The organism is Myroides pelagicus (assembly GCF_009711055.1).
Taxonomy (GTDB): Bacteria; Bacteroidota; Bacteroidia; order Flavobacteriales; family Flavobacteriaceae; genus Flavobacterium; species Flavobacterium pelagicum.
In genome coordinates this window covers 92,290-111,262 of record NZ_WMJY01000009.1, presented here as the reverse complement: position 1 = coordinate 111,262, position 18,973 = coordinate 92,290, and the positions used below count along the sequence as shown (strand labels likewise).

The following is an 18,973-nucleotide window of genomic DNA, read 5'->3' as shown; positions in this document are numbered from 1 at the left end:
TATTCAAACTATAAGCAGTACCTCAATACCAATTAAGCCAAATGTTATTTAAAATAGCCCTGTATCTTTTCAATATTCCGTACTACTTCTTACAGGTACAAAAATATTCAAACTATAAGCAGTACCTCAATACCAATTAAGTCAAATGTTATACAAAATAGCCCTGTATCTTTTCAATATTCCGCACTACTTCTTACAGGTACAAAAATATTCAAACTATAAGCAGTACCTCAATACCAATTAAGTCAAATGTTATATAAAATAGCCCTGTATCTTTTCGATATTCCGTACTACTTCTTACAGGTACAAAAATATGCAAACTATAAGCAGCATAAATAGAATAAACATCACAAGTATCTAGATCGATCGACTTTCTACATCCAAAGAAATATGAGAACATAAATTTTATAGTTAGACTAAAGCGAGTCAAAAAAAAGTACCAAAAAATACAAATTGAAATTTATATAAATTCAAAATTAAATTGAAGAAAAAAATAAGAAACAACACAAAATAAAAACTCATTACAAAATTGACTTCAGAAGAATTATCAAATTTAGAAACTAAAAAATTTAGTGTAATTCACTTTAATTATAAAAAATGTTCCACGTGGAAAAAATCAAGAGTTTTCAACTTTATCAACATCTATAATTATAATAAAAGAAGAAAGAAAAAATTTAAAATAAATAATAGTATATATATAGTCTGTTGATATGTAGAATAACTTTTTTCTATTTTTTGTTCAATTTCACTTATTAATACTTATAAACATATTATCATATTCTAATTCATTAATTTTTAAAAGTTTAATTTGGTTATTAACATAGCTATATTTCGTTATTAACAGCATTATTTAGATAAGTTTACTAGTTAATTTATGTTGATAACAGTGGATAGTAGTATTGATATCTACCTAATAGATTTTATAAAATAAATTTGGAATACAGTTAATCTAGACTGTATTGTAAATTTATTTAAAAAAGCAAAAAATAGTTATTTATATCTTTCCATAATTATCAACATTTCTTGTGTATTAGTATCTACTTGAAAATCCATTACTTAACTAGTTTAAGTGTTTTATATGTTGATAACGATATAATGTATTGTATATTAAGTATTTAAGGTAATTTTAATTATCATTTCTACTTTTTGTTAGAACTCTATTTAGAGGTAAGCTTTAACTACTTTCTTCAGTTTTACTGAGAATACTATGTAGACTATTATCATCTTTAGAGTTTTGTATTTAGAGTAGATTTCTTATTGTTTGTATTGGTTTCTACTGTGTATTAAATTAATTAGACACTTTGTAAATGTCTTAATAATACAATTATCTGTTTTGGATAACTAAAAAAAAAATAACCAATTTAAGAGTCTTTTGAGAGACGAAGAAGAAAGCTTTTGGTGTATTAATTAAAGAAATACTAAGGTTAATTTTATCCATAATAGTCAGTTTATTAAACTAAGAATTGGCGTGGGAAAAAGGAGAAATTTAAAAACTCTATACTATTTGAAGAGGTATTTCAGTCAACTATACTTTTACTGAAAGGCGATAGCTATTTATCGGGTAATTGATACTTCTAGTAAATCTTTTAGGTAGATGTATAGCGCTTTTGGGTAATATAAATATTAGGAAATAATTCTTGTAACTTTAAACTAGTTGATTCAAATAAAAAAGTGTCCTCATTTTTATAAGGACACTTTCTACTATTGATCATTAAATAAAACACTACGATTTGGAGTATTGCGATTAGCGTAATTTACGCATAAAGAATAGCGTTATTTATTATCTTTTTCCATTTTTATGAGGTGAGCCATATTTCGGATTACCTTATCGTGCTTTTTTACAAATGGATTTTCATCATCCCATACATAGCCGGCTAAGACAGAGCATATTTTTCTCTTTACATCAGGGTTTTCTGGTTGGTGGAAAAATAGTTCTTGTAGATTTCCCGTGTACCATTCTTGTATATAAGTAGTGAATACATCAATTCCTTTGTTCATGTAATCACTATATTCCTTTTGCCAATTAACTTCTTGTCCATTGATTTGTTTTATGGCTAATTTTGCAGCGAGCATACCAGATTCAGTAGCAAAACAAACACCAGACGAAAAAACTGGATCTAAGAATTCAGTGCTATTTCCAGTTAATACATATCCATCTCCAAACATTTTGCTTACACTGATGGAATAATTCGATAGTTTTATAGGAGCAAATTCAAATGGTAGATTTCCAAATCTATTAATGTAGAAGTCCGATAAAGAGATGGCTTTTTCTAATGCCTCTTTAGCTGAATTATTTGTTGATAGTGCTTCAATAAAGTTCGTTGGTCCAACAATACCAACACTAGTATTTTCATTAGAAAATGGAATAACCCATAGCCAAACTTTAGTTTCTAAAATATCAAACGAGATTTGTGTACCCTCTATTCCATTTGGTCTACGTACATCTTTTATATGACTAAAAATAGCTGAATGTGGACTAAGTTTAGAAGCAGCATCTAATTTTAATAAACGAGGTAATACACGTCCATATCCACTCGCGTCAATTAAGAACTTTGCACGTATTTTCTTTTCTTGTTTATTTTTGTCTATAACTGTGGTGATTGATTCAGTACCTTGAAATTCGATATGAGTAACTTCTGATTCAAACTCTAAATCGACTCCTTTTTTTATCATTTCATTAGCTATAGCTAAGTCAAAGTCAGCACGTGGAATTTGCCATGTCCAATCCCAACCTTCGGAAAATTTGTTACTAAAATCAAAAATACAAATATCATTTCCACGAATAAATCGGGCACCCGGTTTCTTTTGAAAACCCAATTGATCCAGTGATGAAAACAAGTCTGCTTCTGCAAAATGGTCCATTACTCGAGGAATAAGACTTTCGCCAACAACTATGCGAGGGAATTTAGTCTTCTCAACTACTTTTACGTTAACACCTTTCTTGTGTAGGTAACTTGCTGCTACACTACCTGATGGTCCTGCTCCGATTACTAAAATATCGACATTTTCAATTAACATTTTATATGGTTATTGTGTTAATAGTTTTAAATTTGCCTTAAAAATATGACTATCAAATTTATTGACATTATTCAATACTTGAAAGCATTTAATCAAAAAATATTAATAGATTAATAATGAGTGTTTTAAAAGACTTCTTAACCTTAGATAATTTTATTGCTATCTTAAGTGATAATAAGAATATTATACTATCTGATGAATTAGTTACACGTGTAGAGAATAGCTTCTCTTTTTTGTCAGATTTCTCTAAAAATAAAGTAATTTATGGAGTAAATACTGGATTCGGTCCGATGGCTCAATATAGAATACAAGAGGAAGAATGTATACAATTACAATATAATTTAATTAGAAGTCATGCTTCAGGTATTGGAATACCACTTTCTATAGAACAAGTACGTGCTGCTATTTTGGCACGATTGAATACTTTATCTTTGGGTTATTCTGGAGTAAATCTATCGGTAATTAAACTGATGAAAGAACTACTAGATCGTCAGATTACGCCACTTATTTTTGCCCATGGAAGTGTTGGTGCAAGTGGTGATTTAGTACAGCTTGCTCATTTAGCTTTGGTGTTAATTGGTGAAGGAGAAGTGTTCTATAAAGGAGAGCGTAGAAGTACAAAAGAAGTTTTTGAAATAGAAGGATTACAACCTATTGAAATACGTATTAGAGAAGGAATTTCATTGATGAATGGTACTTCTGTAATGACTGGTATTGGAATTTTAAATTGGAGTAATGCTAACCGTCTATTAGATTGGTCTATTAAAATGTCATGTGCTATTAACGAAATAGTAAGTGCTTATGATGACCACTATTCTGTTGAGTTAAACCATGCGAAAAAGCATATAGGTCAACAGTTTATAGCTAAAGCTATGCGCGAAACTTTAGTGACTAGTAAAATGGTACGTAAACGTGATGAGCATCTATATACGGGAGAGAATCAAGAAAGTATATTTAAAGATAAAGTACAAGAGTATTATTCTATTCGTTGTGTACCTCAAATATTAGGACCTGTTTATGACACGATAATGGAAGTTAAGAAGGTCTTAGAAAATGAGATTAATTCAGCAAATGATAATCCAGTAGTTGATTTAGAAACAAAACAGGTATACCATGGAGGTAATTTCCACGGTGATTACGTTTCTTTAGAAATGGATAAATTGAAGTTAGTTATTACAAGGTTAACGATGTTGTCGGAGAGACAGTTGAATTATCTTTTAAATGCTAAAATCAATGAATTATTACCTCCATTTGTCAATCTAGGCAAATTAGGATTTAATTTTGGAATGCAAGGTGTCCAGTTCACAGCAACTTCTACCACAGCTGAATGTCAAACTTTATCGACTTCGATGTATGTACATAGTATCCCAAATAACAATGATAATCAAGATATCGTAAGCATGGGTACAAATGCTGCAGTGCTGTGTGATAAGGTAATAGAAAACAGTTTTGAAGTGCTTTCAATACAGATGATTACCTTGGCACAAGCAATTGATGCTTTGAATTGTAAAGAAAAGTTATCTTTATCTACACAAGAATGGTATAATGAGGTACGTATGATCATTCCTACATTTGCAGAAGATGTAGTAATGTATCCTTATTTACAAAAAGTAAAAGATTATTTAAAAAAGTAAAATACCTATATTTTTTAAAGAAAGGATAAGGTGGTATAAGTCAATATAAATTAATTCGCTATGAAAAAATTTGTAATTACATTAGGATTATCATTATCATGTTTTGTTTTAAGTTGTTATGCTCAAGATTTAGCAATGTTTAAAAAAGATGGTAAAGTTGGTTTCATCAATAAATCAGGAGAAGTAGTTATTGATCCTGTGTATTCCAATGGGAAAAGCTTTTCTGATGGATTAGCGGCAGTGACTTATTCAGGAAAGATGTGGGGATATATTGATTCTTCAGGAAAATTTGTAATTGATCCAATATTTAAAAGAGCTAATGATTTTGTTGGAGGAATGGCTATTGTTTCAATGAACGGTGATAATATTTACATAAATAAAGAGGGAAATGAGGTGAATGTTAAGGGCGCAGACAAATTATATGAATTTGCACCTGAAGGAGTAGCTATTTACAAGAGCAATAGGAGAGTTGGTCTTATAGACCAATTTGGAGAAGTAGTATTAGATCCTAAATATGACGTAATTAGGCCTTTTGTAAATGGATATGCAAAAGTGGCTTTGAATAACAAATGGGGAATTATAGATGTTAAAGGAAATGAGGTTATACCTACCAAGTATGAGGAGATAGGACACTTTATTATTGATGGATATGTTTGGGCTAAGTACAATGACAGCTTTGGTGTGATAGATAATGGTGAGTTTAAGGTGATAGAAGGAGCAGATAAAATACAAGATATAGAAAACTCTAATCAAGTAATAGTTAGGAATGGTAAGACTTGGGGAGTGGTTAATGATAAACAAGAATGGATTATACCTTCAATCTATGAAGATATACGTCAAGGTCACGGTGATTTATTAGCTGTTCGTACAGGTAGAAAATGGGGATTTATAAACGCTAAGAACGAAAGAGTTATTTCGTTTAAATACGATGATGCAGTAGCGTTTTCTGAAGACGGATTAGCCGCTGTGAAGAGCCATAAATGGGGGTTTATAGATACTAAGGGAACCGTAGTGATTCCGTTTGAATATGATATTACAGCTTTTAATTTTTCTTTTACGACTCAAGAAAAAGGATTTTTTGAAGGAGTAGCAAGAGTAAAGAAAAATAAAAAGTGGGGATTTATAGATACTAAAGGAAATGTATTAGGAAATACATGGTATGACAATTTAGAATTATTTAATAAGAAGTAAAAGTATATGAAGACTGCTATAGTAACAGGAGGATCAAGAGGAATAGGTAGAGCAATATGTAAGCGTCTAGCGGTAGATAAAAAATATCATATATTAATTAATTATCAATCAAATAAAGAGGCAGCTCTAGAGACGTTAACAGAAATTGAAAATCTCGGTGCTACAGGAGAAGTAATCTCTTTTGACGTTAGTGATAATTTGAGTGTAGTGACTGCATTAACCCAATGGATGGATAATAATCCTTCTGCTGTGGTAGAAGTAATTGTTAACAATGCTGGAATTACCAAAGACGGATTGTTTATGTGGATGCCATTAACAGATTGGAATAGTGTTTTGCAGACGAGTCTAAATGGTTTTTACAATGTGACACAGTTTTTTATTCAAAAAATGTTACGCAATAGATATGGGCGTGTAATTAATATTGTGTCTGTTTCTGGTGTAAAAGGTACTGCTGGCCAAACAAATTATTCTGCAGCTAAAGCTGGAGTAATTGGAGCTACAAAAGCGTTAGCTCAAGAAGTTGCAAAAAGAAATATTACTGTAAATGCAGTTGCACCTGGATTTATAGAGTCTGATATGACTGCAGAATTAGACCAAAAGGAATTAGTGAAAATGATACCGGCCAATCGCTTTGGAAAGGCAGAAGAAGTAGCTGACTTAGTTGGTTTTTTGGCCTCTGATAAAGCAGGATATATTACAGGAGAGGTTATTAATATTAATGGAGGAATATATTCATAATAAATGGAGAATAGAGTAGTTATTACAGGTATGGGGATTTATTCTTGTCTAGGACTAAACTTAGATGAAGTAAAACAATCTCTTTATACGGGTAAATCGGGTATTATCTATGATCAAGAACGCCATGATATGGGGTTTCGATCTGCTTATACAGGTATGGTTCCTCGTCCAGATTTAAAAATTGAACTTAGTAGAAGACAACGTGTATCAATTGGAGAAGAGACAGAATATGCTTATGTAGCAACGGTTGAAGCATTAAAGAATGCGGGTATTACAGATGCTTATTTAGAGCAACATGAAGTTGGTGTTTTATATGGAAATGACAGTGTATCAAAAGCCGTAATTGAAGCTACAGATATTTTTAGAGAGAAAAAAGATACCGCGTTAATTGGTTCAGGGGCTATCTTTAAGTCTATGAATTCAACAGTAACCATGAATTTATCAACTATCTTTAAATTGAGAGGTATAAATATGACTATTAGTGCTGCATGCGCTAGTGGCTCTCATGCAATAGGATTAGGCTATTTGATGATTAAAGGAGGATTACAAGATATTGTGATCTGTGGTGGTGCACAAGAAATTAATCCGTATGCAATGGCTAGTTTTGATGGATTAGGAGTTTTTGCAGAAGAAGGAGTATCTCCAGATAAAGCTTCTAGGCCATTTGATGCTAATCGCAATGGATTAGTACCGAGTGGTGGAGGCGCTACTGTTATTTTAGAGAGCTATGAATCTGCTGTAAAACGCGGTGCAACTATATTAGCTGAAGTAATGGGGTATAGCTTCTCATCAAATGGTGGTCATATTTCAACTCCTAATGTAGATGGACCTGCAACTGCGATGAAAAAAGCAATTGTACAAGCAGGTATAGCTATAGATGATATAGGATATATTAATGCTCATGCGACTTCAACTCCGTTAGGTGATGCTAATGAAGCAAAAGCTATACACGAAGTATTTAAAGGATATTCACCAGTGGTTAGTTCGACAAAATCATTGACAGGACACGAGTGTTGGATGGCTGGAGCATCAGAGATTGTCTATTCTACGTTGATGATGAATAACGATTTTATAGCTCCGAATATAAACTTTGAAAATGCTGATGAGGATTCGAGTAGATTAAATATTACGAACCAAACCTTAGATAAAAAATTTGATATATATTTGTCTAATTCTTTTGGATTTGGTGGAACAAATTCAGCATTAGTAGTTAAAAAATATAAATAAAAATGAACCACGAGGAGATTTTAGAAAAGATTAATCAAATTTTAATTGAAGAATTTGAAGTTGATGAGGATGTTATTGCTAGTGATAATAATTTAAAAGAAAGTCTTGATTTGGATAGTTTAGATTATGTAGACTTAGTTGTTTTGATTGAGTCAAATTTTGGTGTGAAATTAGTGGAAGCTGATTTTGCAAGTACTGTAACATTTCAAGATTTTTATACACTTATAGAAACAAAAGTGGCTGAAAAGTAGTTCCAATGACACAATGGCAAGGTAAATCTAAAGGGACACTTTTAGGATATAAAATATTTGTTTTTTGTATAAAAAAGCTCGGTATTAGAACAGCTTATAGTGTTTTAGTATTCGTAGCTTTTTATTATTTAATGACAGCTTGGAAATCTAATAATGCACTGTTCTACTATTTACATAAGAGACAGGGCTATTCAATACTGAAGACATGGGGTATGATGTATATGAGTTATTTTAGATTTGGACAAGTTTTGATTGATAAGACAGCTATTTCTTTAGGCTTACGAAATCGTTTTACTTACGAGTTTGACGGTATAGAAATATTAAAACAGCTATTAGCAGAAAAAAGAGGTGCTATATTGATTAGCGCCCATGTTGGAAACTTTGAAGTAGCAGAGTATTTTTTTGCGGATATTGATTTTGATTGCCAGATTAACTTGGTAACTACCGATAGAGAGCACTCATTTATTAAAGAATATTTTGAGCGTATTTCTATAAAGACAAACCTTAAGTTCATCATTGTAAAAGATGATCTGTCTCATATATTTGAGATTAATAATTGTTTGTCAAATAATGAAATAATTTGTTTCACAGGAGATAGATATTTTCCAGGAACAAAAGTATTAGTAGAGGAGTTTTTGGGCGAACAAGCTGTTTTTCCAGCTGGTCCTTTTAGCATTGCTTCTCGTATGAAGGTTCCTGTAGCTTACGTCTACGTAATGAAGGAATCAAAATTACATTATCATCTTTACACTAGACGTGTAGAGGTAAAACATAGAGATGCACAACATCTATTAAAATCCTATTGTGAAAGTGTTACTCAAATTGTAAAAGAGTATCCATTGCAGTGGTTTAACTATTATGATTTTTGGAATTCAGATAGTAAATAGTAACATATGAAAAAAGTACTTGTTTTATATTACTCTCAGTCAGGACAGTTGAAGCGTGTCTTAGACCGTTTAACTGAACCTATTAGAGAGAGTGGTGATATTGAGGTTACTTACTATCAAATACAATTAGAACAAGATTTCTCCTTTCCTTGGGAAAAGGAAGCATTCTTTAATGCTTTTCCAGAATCGTTTAAACAAATACCTCAAACTGTATTATCACCACCTGATGAGATATTAAATACAAGGTATGATTTGATAATATTAGGTTATCAAGTTTGGTACTTATCCCCTTCTATTCCAATTAACTCTTTTTTAAAGAGTGCCTATGCGCAGACTATTTTCAGAGATACTCCTGTAGTGACAGTGAGTGGTAGTCGTAATATGTGGGTAATGGCTCAAGAGAAAGTTAAAGGTCTTTTGAAAGAAGTTAAAGGATCATTAGTTGGAAATATAGCTTTAGTTGATAGACATATTAATCTCGTTAGTGTAATTACGATTGTTGATTGGATGTTTAGTGGTAAGCAACGTAAAGTATGGGGCTTTTTGCCTAAAGCTGGTATATCCGAGGAAGAAATACAAAATAGTGATCGCTTTGGAGTGATTATAAAAGATTATTTATCTAAGGATAAATATTTAGATATGCAACGTGATTTAGTATCTTTAGGAGCAGTAGAGGTACGTCATTTTCTTGTTTCTATGGATAAGAAGGCTAATAGAATTTTCAAGGTATGGTCAACGTTGATCTATAATAGTAGAAATAGAAAAACACTACTAAAAATATTTAATTATTATTTATTTATAGCGATTTGGCTAGTGTCGCCTATCGTGCATATTATTCATCTGTTATTGTATCCTTTTAATTACAGAAGGATTAAGAAAGATGAAAAATATTTTCAAGGAATAGATTAGTTACTACTATGAGTAAAGTATATATAACCAAGAGTGCAAAGTTTTTACCAAATGCCGCTGTTAGCAATGATGAGATGGAAGCGAAATTAGGTAAAATTGACAATAAAGAATCAAAAGCTAGACGTATTGTATTGCGTAATAATGGTATCAAACAGCGATATTATGCTATCGATAATGAAGGTATTGCAACGCATAACAATAGTGATCTTACACTGGAGTCGATTAAGGGATTATGTGATGAACAATTCACTTTATCAGATATAGAGGTCTTATCATGTGGTACTTCAACACCGGATCATTTATTGCCTTCTCATGCAGCAATGGTACACGGGTTGATGAAGACTAAGTCTATAGAACTTAACTCTGCTTCTGGCGTTTGTTGCTCAGGTATGAGCGCATTGAAGTATGGTTATCTGTCTGTGAAGGCTGGCGATTCTAATAATGCAGTTTGTACAGGTTCTGAACGTGTGTCTTCGTGGATGAAAGCGGATCGATTTGAGGCAGAAGTAGATAGCTTAAAAGAGCTTGAACAAACACCTATTATTGCTTTTAAGAAGGACTTCTTGAGATGGATGTTATCTGATGGTGCGGCAGCTTTATTGCTAGAAGATAAACCTAGAGAAACGACCTCTTTGGAAATCTTGTGGATGGATGCTTATTCTTATGCCTATGAATTGGAAGCGTGTATGTATGCAGGAGGAGACAAGTTAGAGGATGGTTCACTCAAACCGTGGAGTGATTACACAGCTAGTGAATGGTTAACAGAATCAGTATTTTCTTTAAAGCAAGATGTTAAAGTACTTAATGAAAATATTTTAGGAAGAGGTGTTGATAGCATGAGACAGACGATGGAAAAACATAATATTACACCAGCTGATATTGATTATTTTTTACCTCATGTTTCTTCACATTACTTTGTCGATAATCTTTATGCTATGTTTGCTGAAGCAGGGCTAGAAATAACAAAAGACAAGTGGTTTATGAATTTAAAACGCGTAGGTAATGTAGGGTCTGCCTCTATTTACCTAATGTTAGAAGAGTTGATGAATTCAGGTAAGTTAAAATCAGGTGATCGTATTATGTTATCTGTTCCAGAAAGTGGTCGTTTTTCTTATGCGTATGCTTATTTAAAAGTAGTATAGATGAATAAACTAGTAGATTTAATAGATAGAGACTTAGTTAAGCAATTAATACCTCAACGGGAGCCAATTGTGATGGTAGATGCGTTATATGAATATACAGAGACTACTATTAAGGCAGGGCTAACTATAGCTGGTAATAATCTTTGTGTAAGCAACGGGGTTCTGCGTGAAGTAGGATTGATTGAACACATGGCTCAGTCAGTTGCATTGCATACTGGGTATCAATTTTATTTACGACAAGAACCTGCACCAGTAGGTTATATAGGTTCAATAAAAAAAATAGATATAAATGCATTGCCAAAAGTAGGTGATACGATTTATACTAAAGTTGATATATTACAAGAGTTTATGGGGGTTACGTTAGTTGAACTACAGACGTATATCAATGGAGTATTAATTGCTTCCGGATCTATGAAAACAGTACTTGCTAAAGAGGAATAAAATGGGGCGTTCTACAAGATCTATAGTTATTCAGAATTATTTACCTCATCGCGATCCGATGCTTATGGTCGATATTATTAGTGATATATCAAATGAAGCAGTTACAACTACTTTCTTGATTGAGGAAGATAATTTATTTGTTTTAAGTGGAGTATTGCAAGAAGTAGCTTTGATTGAGAATGCTGCCCAAACTTGTTCTGCAATTGTAGGACAGTCTTTCTTCTTTGATGAAAATGACAATGAACGGGTGAATGTTAGTGTATTGGGATTTATTAGTTCTATAAAAAGGGTAAGTATAAAAAAATTACCAAGGGTAGGACAAGTTATAACAACGAAAGGTGTTTTAGTGTCAAAAGTAGATAGTGGTGATACAGCCATCTGTATAATGCAGGTAAACACGCTATTAGGCGATACTGAAATAATGAATGCGGAGTTAAACCTATTCTTACAAAAACAATAAGTTTATTATGAAAGAGTCTGATGTACCTCAAGATAAGAGTAGTCTTAAAGAGAACGATATTAAAGAACTATGTTATGCTGTAAATGAAAAGGGTGAATATGTGACAGCATTGAGTTCAGGTTGGGATACTAAAACTATTGTTCAAGAAGCAACTTTACACCAAATAGAAGAGCGCATTCTTGAAGCAAAACAACAAGTAAGAGAAGGTATTTATAGTCCTATTGTCTATTTTATGGAATTAAATAGAATGGATATGCAGACACTTTGTGCTTATGTTTCTATGTGGAAATGGAGAGTAAAAAGACATTTTAGGCCTTCAGTATATAATAGATTAAACGATAAAATATTACAGAGATATGCAGATGCTTTTGGTATTTCAGTAGCAGAATTAAAAGCATTTACGGGAAAAGAATAAAGTATGACAGTAGATTTTAAACATCATCAATCAGCACATTGTGAAAATGGTGTAGCTTCTAATTTATTAATTAATCAAGGATTACAGATTAGTGAGCCGATGGCTTTCGGTCTAGGATCTGGACTGTTTTATGTTTACTTACCGTTTGTCAAAGTAAATCATGCTCCTGCTATTAGTTATCGTCCTTTACCTGGTTTGATATTTAATCGTTTGGCAAAGCGTCTTGGATTAAAGGTTAAGCGTATCAAGTTCTCTAATAGAGCTAAGGCTCAACAAGTCTTAGAACAGAAAATTGCCGAAGGAATACCTTGTGGTTTACAAGTAGGTGTTTTCCATCTTCCTTATTTCCCTGAAGAATATCGCTTTCATTTTAATGCACATAATTTAGTTGTTTATGGCAAAGAGGGTGACAACTTTTTAGTCAGCGATCCAGTAATGGAAACGACGACGATATTAACGCCTAATGAGCTTGAACGTGTACGCTTTGCACAAGGAGCTTTTGCTCCCAAAGGACAGATTTATTATCCTGTACAATTACCACAAACGGTTAATTGGGAATGTGCTATTTACAAAGCGATTAAGAAAACTTGTAGAGATATGTTAGCTCCTGTTCCTATTGTAGGTGTTAAGGGAATGCGTATGGTAGCTAGAGCAATTGTAAAGTGGCCTAAAAAAGTAGGTGGTCCTAAAGCTAATCATTACTTGGCTCAGATGGTACGCATGCAGGAAGAGATTGGTACAGGTGGTGGAGGATTTAGATTTATCTATGCGGCTTTTTTGCAGGAAGCAGGAAATAAGATAGGAAATACTAAATTAGTAGAGTTGTCTAAAGAGATGACTGAGATAGGTGATAGCTGGCGTGACTTTGCAGTTAATGCTGCTAGAGTGTATAAGAAACGCAAGAATGGCGATGACGTATATGTTTCCTTATCGAAGGAATTAATGAGTTTAGCAGATAGAGAAGAGCAATTCTTTAAAAAACTAAAAAAAGCTATATAGTGCAAAACAATATAATAGATATTGAACACCTTTACAAACAATATGAAGGGAGTGAGTTCTTTTCAGTGAAAGACTTGTCTCTTGTTATTAAAAGGGGTGTTTTCTTTGGTATCTTAGGGCCTAATGGAGCTGGAAAAACAACATTGATATCTATGTTATGCGGTTTAATTAAACCGACTTCAGGAAAGCTTTTAGTAAACGAACTTAGCTATACTACTCATGCTAATTTAATCAAACAACAGATAGGGGTAGTTCCTCAAGAATATGCCTTATACCCTACACTTACTGCTTTTGAAAACTTGTGTTTTTTAGGGAGTATGTATGGATTAAAGGGAAAAGTACTCAAGGAAAGGGTTAATCACTATTTAGATTATTTAGGTTTGGAAGTGTTTAAACACAAGAGAATTAACACATATTCAGGGGGTATGAAGCGTAGAGTTAACCTTATTGCTGGAATATTACACGAACCGAGCATCTTGTTTTTAGACGAGCCTACTGTTGGTGTTGATTTGCAATCGAGATTAGTTATTGTTGATTTCTTAAAGCAATTACACCAAAAAGGAACAACTATTATATATACTTCACACCATTTGGCTGAGGTTGAAGAACTGTGTACGCAGATAGCCATTATAGATAGAGGTACTATCTATGCTTTGGGTACTGGTGAAGATTTAAAATTACAAACTGGAAAAGAGACTTTAGAACAGGCTTTCTTAGCTCTGACTGGTACAAATCTGAGAGATGATGTATAAATTGTGGATGACCATACGCAAAGAGTTTTTGTTGTTAGTGCGTGACTTTGGCGGATTAGCTATACTTTTTGTTATGCCTGTATTTCTTGTAATAACGGTTACTTTAATACAGAATAATACGTATGAGAATATCACGAATCAAAAGATGGAGATTCTCTTAGTAGATCTTGATCGAGGAGAGATTGCGAATAAGTTAGTATCTGAAGTAAAAGAGTCTGGTACATTTGAGTTTATCAGTGAACTTGATAATAGTGTTCTAACAGAACAGAGAGCGAAAGAGGCTGTGCGTAATGGGCATTACCAGTTAGCAATTATTATTCCTGAACATTTAAGTAGTAGTCTTACTGAGCGTATTGATGATAATGTTAATAGCGTACTAGCTCATTTTGTTGATGGTGACACGTTAATTAATAAAACCTATTTTACTCCCAAAGAAGTTAAGTTATATTTCGACCCTGCTCTTCAGAACTCTTTCAAAGAAGGAATAAAAGGAGCTATTGATAAGATTGTCGCTACAATTGAAAATAAGTCAATATACAGTGCTTTTGCTTCTCAATTAAGTGATAGCGATGAGCCACAAGCATTATTTGCTCAGGAGAGCTTAATTAGCTTTAAAGAGATAACACCAAAAGATGAAGGGTTTGACATAATACCTAACGCAGTACAACACAATGTGCCTGCCTGGAGTTTGTTTGCCATCTTCTTTATCATCGTTCCTCTTGCGATGAATATTGTCAAAGAGAAAAATCAAGGGACAAATATTAGATTATTTACAATGCCTACCTCTCCTATTATTACATTAGGAGGAAAGGTAATTACGTACTTAGTGATTTGCTTATTGCAGTTCTATCTTATTATTTTAGTTGGGAAATTTGTATTCCCTATGATAGGATTATCTTCATTTGACTTTAGTGGTAAACTAATAGGACTTACCGTTGTGACTTTGTTTTCAGGGTTATCTGCTGTTTCCTTAGGTGTACTATTAGGGACAGTCGCTAAGACACAAGAGCAGTCATCACCGTTCGGAGCAACATTCGTTGTTATTCTTGCTGCTGTTAGCGGTGTATGGGTACCTACTTTCGCGATGCCTAATTTTATGCAGTATATTGCTAAAGCTTCGCCGATGAATTGGGCACTTGAAGGATACTACACTATTCTGTTAAGGGATGGAGGTATATGGCAAACGCGTTATATGATTATTTTGTTACTTTTGTTTTCATTACTAATACTATCAATTGCACTTTTTTATGATAAGAAAAAAAGATCTTTATAACGAAGTATCTCCTTTAATGGAGATAACAGAAGTAAGGGTTCGTTTTAATGAGACGGATGCACTGGGTATTGTATGGCATGGTAATTATCTTACGTATTTTGAAGATGGTAGAGAAGCATTCGGTCGTAAGTATAATATTGGTTATTTAGATGCAATTGATAATGGCTATGTTACACCTATTGTATCTTCAAATTGCTCACATAAGCTGACGGTGAAGTATGGAGATGTACTGAGAATAGAGACTAGTTATATCAATACGCAGGCGGCTAAGATTATCTTTAGGTTTAAAATATATAATCAGCATGATGAAATAGTATGTACAGGTGAGACTGTACAGGTATTTTTAGATAAAGAGGGGAACCTGAGTTTACAGTTACCTGTTTTTTATGAAGAGTGGAAAAGAACAGTTGGTTTGTTGTAGTATGAAGAAAGTATATATCACATCTACTTCTTGTTTGAGTAGTGTAGGAGCTGATAAACAGCTTACGTGGCAAGGTTTACAAGAAGGACAATCGGGAATTAAGAAAATAGAAAAGTTTGGTTTTCTAGAGGATATCTATGCTGGTCAGATAGCTGATGAGGTCATAGATACACAGTGGAATAAATTGAATATCAAAGGTATTTATACAAGACTTGAAAAGATGCTTATTATAGCTCTTAAACCTATGATTGATCTGAAGAAACCTACTGATACTTCACAACTAATACTAGCTACAACCAAAGGAAATATAAATAACCTAGCTAACACAGGTGTTAAGGGTGCGGATATCAATGATATGATACAGCGCATAGCTGATTTGTTTGGTTTTAAGACTACCCCTATTGTGGTGTGTAATGCTTGTGTATCTGGTATCTTAGCTGTGTCTATTGGGAAGCGAATGATACAGATGGGGGTATGTGAAGATGCGTATATTGTGGCAGGAGATGAATTAACCCCTTTTGTGGCATCTGGGTTTAATAGTTTTCAAGCAATGAGTGATGAACCTTGTAAGCCTTTTGATGCTAATCGCAAGGGAGTGACTCTAGGGGAAGGTTCGGCTGCAGTGTATTTATCTACGGAGTGTACAGCACAAGAAACTGTATTTGAGGTGATCGGAGAAGCTTCTATTGCAGATGCTAATCACATATCGGGACCTTCTCGTACTGGTGAAGGCTTGTATCTGAGCATACAAGGTGCATTAAGAGAAGCTGGTATTACAGCAGAACAAGTTGATTTGGTATCAGCACATGGTACTGCCACTAATTATAACGATGAAATGGAATCTATTGCTTTTGATAGGTCAGAATTATCTTCTACTCCTACGCATAGTTTGAAAGGGTACTTTGGGCATACATTAGGTGCAGCTGGCTTGTTAGAGTTAGTTATTGTTATAGAAAGTATGCTTTACAATCAACTAGTGGTATCTAAAGGATATGAGATATCGGGTGTATCTAGAGCATTGAATATGATAACAGCTAACAGTAAACTTTCACTAAATACTGCTTTAAAGACTGGGTCAGGTTTTGGTGGATCAAATACTGCATTATTAATCGCTAAACGAAATTAAGTAAGATGGAACAGCACAAATATAGCATCAGTAAATGGTGTACTGTATCAGAGGAGGTAGTAAAGCGTTTTGATCAGGTGGTATTTGAGGGAGAGAAAGGTGACTTTGTGGCCTTTGCTAAAGCTTACTATAAGACGAATGAGATAGACTATCCGAAGTTCTTCAAAATGGATGCATTAAGTAAGCTTGCCTTTATTGGTTCAGAGTGTTTATTGATGGATGAGGAGTTTGATAAACCTACTAGTGATATTGCATTGTTGTTTAGCAATGCTAGTTCAAGTTTGGATACGGATTTGAAACACTGTGAATCTATTATTGATAAAGATAGTTTTTATCCTAGTCCCGCAGTTTTTGTTTACACACTAGCAAATATTTGTTTAGCTGAGGTGAGTATTAAGCACAAATTACAATCGGAGAACGCGTTTTTTGTAACGCCTAGTTTTGATGGTGATTTGATGTACACACAGGTTAAGTATATTTTAGAGACACACAGAGCAAAACAAGTGTTATGTGCTTGGGTAGAATACCTAGAAGGGAAATATAAATTCTTTGGATATATGGTTGGATCATATCGACAAGGAGAATTAGAACATACAAGAGAGAATATTAAAGAAATATATAGAAGGTAATGGAAGATTTAAAGATTGAATTAAAAGGAAAAATCATTGAAGTGTTGAACTTAGAGGATATCACAGTTGAGGATATTCAAGATAACGATCCACTTTTCGGTGATGGTTTAGGATTAGATTCTATTGACGCATTAGAATTAATCGTGTTAATGGATAAAGATTACGGTATCAAATTAAGTGATCCAAAAGAAGGTCGTAGTATCTTCCAGTCAATTGAAACAATGGCAACGTATATTGCTGCTAACAGAACAAAATAATATACCATGCAAGAGCGTATCGTTATTACAGGTATGGGAATTATCTCTGCGATCGGTAATACTGTCGAAGAGAATTATAATGCCTTATTATCAGGTCAATCGGGAATAGGTGATTTGACCCTATTTGACTCTATTCATCAAGAATCTATAAAAGTTGGACAAGTGAAAAAGTCCACTGAAGAACTAATAGCAGAGCTTGGATTGAGTAGTGACAATAACTATACGCGTACGGCTCTTTTAGGTGCTCATGCAGCGAAAGAAGCTATTGCTAATGCTGGAATACAAGATATCAATGACCGTAAAACGGGATTGATATCTTCTACTTCTGTGGGAGGTATGGACTATACGGAGAAGTTTTTCTACGATTTTGAAACAAGCCAAGCAAGTCGAAAGTATATTGACACGCAAGGAGCAGGTGACTCTACAGAAAAGATTGCTGATTGTCTAGGACTTCATGGTTTAGTGACTACGATTAGTACGGCATGTTCATCTGCCGCTAATGCTATTATATTAGGAGCTAGATTGTTAAAAGCGGGTAAACTAGATCGCGTTATTGTAGGAGGTACAGATGCATTGTCTAAGTTTACGGTCAATGGATTTAATACTTTGATGATTCTTACAGATGGGTATAATACGCCATTTGACCAGAATAGAAAGGGATTGAATCTAGGTGAAGCAGCAGCTTATTTAGTGCTCGAACACGAAGCTATTGCTATTGCAGATGGCCGCACAATACTTGGTGTAGTCAGTGGGTATGCTAATGCCAATGATGCTTATCACCAGACTGCATCCTCTGAGAATGGTGAAGGTGCTTTTCTTGCTATGCAAAAAGCATTAGAAATGGCAAAAATGTCGCCAAATAACGTGGACTATGTCAATGCTCATGGTACTGCTACACCAAATAATGATTTATCAGAAGGAAGAGCGATGCAGCGAATCTTCACAGACCATATGCCTGCATTTAGTTCTACGAAGCCATTTACGGGACATACTTTAGCTGCAGCAGGTGCTATCGAAGCTGTTTATAGTTTGTTAGCGATGCAGTATGGTGTGGTATTTCCGAATAAGAATTTTGTAACTCCAATGGAAGAGTTAGCAATAAGACCTCAGACGAGTTTGTTACACAAAGAAATAAATTCCGTATTATCGAATTCTTTTGGCTTTGGAGGGAATTGTTCAACAGTTATATTTTCTAAATTCTAA

General features: G+C 33.6%; 20 protein-coding genes. 19 read left to right on the top strand and 1 reads right to left on the bottom strand.

The features are described from left to right. Positions 1-1,773 precede the first annotated feature (1,773 nt). Complete coding sequence (locus GJV77_RS05955) at positions 1,774-3,018, bottom strand: NAD(P)/FAD-dependent oxidoreductase (RefSeq protein WP_155035461.1); 1,245 nt, start codon at positions 3,016-3,018, stop codon at positions 1,774-1,776. A gap of 116 nt (positions 3,019-3,134) precedes the next feature. Here GJV77_RS05955 and GJV77_RS05950 point away from each other — a divergent pair, with 116 nt between their 5' ends. The 19 genes from GJV77_RS05950 to GJV77_RS05860 are packed head-to-tail and all read left to right on the top strand — an operon-like array spanning position 3,135 to position 18,973. After that, positions 3,135-4,652, top strand: coding sequence for an HAL/PAL/TAL family ammonia-lyase (locus GJV77_RS05950; RefSeq protein ID WP_155035460.1), 1,518 nt, complete (start codon positions 3,135-3,137; stop codon positions 4,650-4,652). Positions 4,653-4,712: 60 nt separating this feature from the next. Next, positions 4,713-5,843 carry a WG repeat-containing protein gene (locus GJV77_RS05945; RefSeq protein WP_155035459.1) on the top strand — a complete coding sequence of 377 codons (1,131 nt, stop codon included), beginning with the start codon at positions 4,713-4,715 and terminating at the stop codon, positions 5,841-5,843. A gap of 6 nt (positions 5,844-5,849) precedes the next feature. Then, positions 5,850-6,581, top strand: coding sequence for a 3-oxoacyl-ACP reductase FabG (gene fabG, locus GJV77_RS05940; protein WP_155035458.1), 732 nt, complete (start codon positions 5,850-5,852; stop codon positions 6,579-6,581). 3 nt (positions 6,582-6,584) lie between these two features. Then, positions 6,585-7,808: a beta-ketoacyl-[acyl-carrier-protein] synthase family protein gene (locus tag GJV77_RS05935; RefSeq protein ID WP_155035457.1), complete on the top strand. Its 1,224-nt coding sequence runs from the start codon at positions 6,585-6,587 to the stop codon at positions 7,806-7,808. A 2-nt stretch (positions 7,809-7,810) separates the two neighbouring features. Then, entirely contained in the window at positions 7,811-8,059 is a 249-nt protein-coding gene (locus GJV77_RS05930; protein WP_155035456.1) for a phosphopantetheine-binding protein, read from the top strand. Positions 8,060-8,064: 5 nt separating this feature from the next. Further along, positions 8,065-8,946 (top strand): LpxL/LpxP family acyltransferase, encoded by an 882-nt coding sequence (locus GJV77_RS05925; RefSeq protein WP_155035455.1) that lies wholly within the window; start codon positions 8,065-8,067, stop codon positions 8,944-8,946. 6 nt (positions 8,947-8,952) lie between these two features. Then, positions 8,953-9,855 (top strand): NADPH-dependent FMN reductase family protein, encoded by a 903-nt coding sequence (locus GJV77_RS05920; protein ID WP_155035454.1) that lies wholly within the window; start codon positions 8,953-8,955, stop codon positions 9,853-9,855. 8 nt (positions 9,856-9,863) lie between these two features. Continuing rightward, the gene (locus tag GJV77_RS05915) at positions 9,864-10,997 is read left to right on the top strand and encodes a beta-ketoacyl-ACP synthase III (RefSeq protein WP_155035453.1); all 1,134 of its coding nucleotides are present in this window, start codon (positions 9,864-9,866) and stop codon (positions 10,995-10,997) included. Beyond that, positions 10,998-11,438 carry a hypothetical protein gene (locus tag GJV77_RS05910; protein ID WP_155035452.1) on the top strand — a complete coding sequence of 147 codons (441 nt, stop codon included), beginning with the start codon at positions 10,998-11,000 and terminating at the stop codon, positions 11,436-11,438. 1 nt (position 11,439) lies between these two features. After that, positions 11,440-11,898: an ABC transporter permease gene (locus GJV77_RS05905; RefSeq protein WP_155035451.1), complete on the top strand. Its 459-nt coding sequence runs from the start codon at positions 11,440-11,442 to the stop codon at positions 11,896-11,898. A 7-nt stretch (positions 11,899-11,905) separates the two neighbouring features. After that, the gene (locus GJV77_RS05900; protein WP_155035450.1) at positions 11,906-12,313 is read left to right on the top strand and encodes a hypothetical protein; all 408 of its coding nucleotides are present in this window, start codon (positions 11,906-11,908) and stop codon (positions 12,311-12,313) included. A gap of 3 nt (positions 12,314-12,316) precedes the next feature. Further along, positions 12,317-13,312, top strand: coding sequence for a BtrH N-terminal domain-containing protein (locus GJV77_RS05895; RefSeq protein ID WP_155035449.1), 996 nt, complete (start codon positions 12,317-12,319; stop codon positions 13,310-13,312). Continuing rightward, a complete protein-coding gene (locus GJV77_RS05890; RefSeq protein WP_162521573.1) occupies positions 13,312-14,064 on the top strand; it encodes an ABC transporter ATP-binding protein in 753 nt (250 codons plus the stop codon). Before GJV77_RS05895 ends, GJV77_RS05890 begins: the two co-directional genes overlap by 1 nt. A 7-nt stretch (positions 14,065-14,071) precedes the next feature. Continuing rightward, complete coding sequence (locus tag GJV77_RS05885) at positions 14,072-15,337, top strand: ABC transporter permease (RefSeq protein ID WP_155035466.1); 1,266 nt, start codon at positions 14,072-14,074, stop codon at positions 15,335-15,337. Beyond that, complete coding sequence (locus tag GJV77_RS05880; RefSeq protein WP_155035448.1) at positions 15,312-15,758, top strand: acyl-CoA thioesterase; 447 nt, start codon at positions 15,312-15,314, stop codon at positions 15,756-15,758. Before GJV77_RS05885 ends, GJV77_RS05880 begins: the two co-directional genes overlap by 26 nt. A gap of 1 nt (position 15,759) precedes the next feature. Continuing rightward, entirely contained in the window at positions 15,760-16,884 is a 1,125-nt protein-coding gene (locus GJV77_RS05875) for a beta-ketoacyl synthase N-terminal-like domain-containing protein (RefSeq protein ID WP_155035465.1), read from the top strand. A 5-nt stretch (positions 16,885-16,889) separates the two neighbouring features. Then, positions 16,890-17,513, top strand: a complete 624-nt coding sequence (locus tag GJV77_RS05870) for a 3-oxoacyl-ACP synthase (RefSeq protein WP_155035447.1) — start codon at positions 16,890-16,892, stop codon at positions 17,511-17,513. Next, a complete protein-coding gene (locus GJV77_RS05865) occupies positions 17,513-17,770 on the top strand; it encodes a phosphopantetheine-binding protein (RefSeq protein ID WP_155035446.1) in 258 nt (85 codons plus the stop codon). The genes GJV77_RS05870 and GJV77_RS05865 overlap by 1 nt, the downstream gene beginning before the upstream one ends. Positions 17,771-17,776: 6 nt before the next feature. Beyond that, positions 17,777-18,973, top strand: a complete 1,197-nt coding sequence (locus GJV77_RS05860) for a beta-ketoacyl-[acyl-carrier-protein] synthase family protein (RefSeq protein WP_155035445.1) — start codon at positions 17,777-17,779, stop codon at positions 18,971-18,973.

Bases quoted from the DNA above. Each gene is read 5' to 3' on its own strand.
- GJV77_RS05910 (WP_155035452.1), top strand. From the start codon at position 10,998: ATGAATAAACTAGTAGATTTAATAGATAGAGACTTAGTTAAGCAATTA.
- GJV77_RS05935 (WP_155035457.1), top strand. From the start codon at position 6,585: ATGGAGAATAGAGTAGTTATTACAGGTATGGGGATTTATTCTTGTCTA.
- GJV77_RS05875 (WP_155035465.1), top strand. From the start codon at position 15,760: ATGAAGAAAGTATATATCACATCTACTTCTTGTTTGAGTAGTGTAGGA.
- fabG (WP_155035458.1), top strand. From the start codon at position 5,850: ATGAAGACTGCTATAGTAACAGGAGGATCAAGAGGAATAGGTAGAGCA.
- GJV77_RS05925 (WP_155035455.1), top strand. From the start codon at position 8,065: ATGACACAATGGCAAGGTAAATCTAAAGGGACACTTTTAGGATATAAA.
- GJV77_RS05885 (WP_155035466.1), top strand. From the start codon at position 14,072: ATGACCATACGCAAAGAGTTTTTGTTGTTAGTGCGTGACTTTGGCGGA.
- GJV77_RS05860 (WP_155035445.1), top strand. From the start codon at position 17,777: ATGCAAGAGCGTATCGTTATTACAGGTATGGGAATTATCTCTGCGATC.
- GJV77_RS05930 (WP_155035456.1), top strand. From the start codon at position 7,811: ATGAACCACGAGGAGATTTTAGAAAAGATTAATCAAATTTTAATTGAA.
- GJV77_RS05915 (WP_155035453.1), top strand. From the start codon at position 9,864: ATGAGTAAAGTATATATAACCAAGAGTGCAAAGTTTTTACCAAATGCC.
- GJV77_RS05945 (WP_155035459.1), top strand. From the start codon at position 4,713: ATGAAAAAATTTGTAATTACATTAGGATTATCATTATCATGTTTTGTT.
- GJV77_RS05900 (WP_155035450.1), top strand. From the start codon at position 11,906: ATGAAAGAGTCTGATGTACCTCAAGATAAGAGTAGTCTTAAAGAGAAC.
- GJV77_RS05955 (WP_155035461.1), bottom strand. From the start codon at position 3,018: ATGTTAATTGAAAATGTCGATATTTTAGTAATCGGAGCAGGACCATCA.
- GJV77_RS05865 (WP_155035446.1), top strand. From the start codon at position 17,513: ATGGAAGATTTAAAGATTGAATTAAAAGGAAAAATCATTGAAGTGTTG.
- GJV77_RS05895 (WP_155035449.1), top strand. From the start codon at position 12,317: ATGACAGTAGATTTTAAACATCATCAATCAGCACATTGTGAAAATGGT.
- GJV77_RS05905 (WP_155035451.1), top strand. From the start codon at position 11,440: ATGGGGCGTTCTACAAGATCTATAGTTATTCAGAATTATTTACCTCAT.
- GJV77_RS05870 (WP_155035447.1), top strand. From the start codon at position 16,890: ATGGAACAGCACAAATATAGCATCAGTAAATGGTGTACTGTATCAGAG.
- GJV77_RS05950 (WP_155035460.1), top strand. From the start codon at position 3,135: ATGAGTGTTTTAAAAGACTTCTTAACCTTAGATAATTTTATTGCTATC.
- GJV77_RS05920 (WP_155035454.1), top strand. From the start codon at position 8,953: ATGAAAAAAGTACTTGTTTTATATTACTCTCAGTCAGGACAGTTGAAG.
- GJV77_RS05880 (WP_155035448.1), top strand. From the start codon at position 15,312: ATGATAAGAAAAAAAGATCTTTATAACGAAGTATCTCCTTTAATGGAG.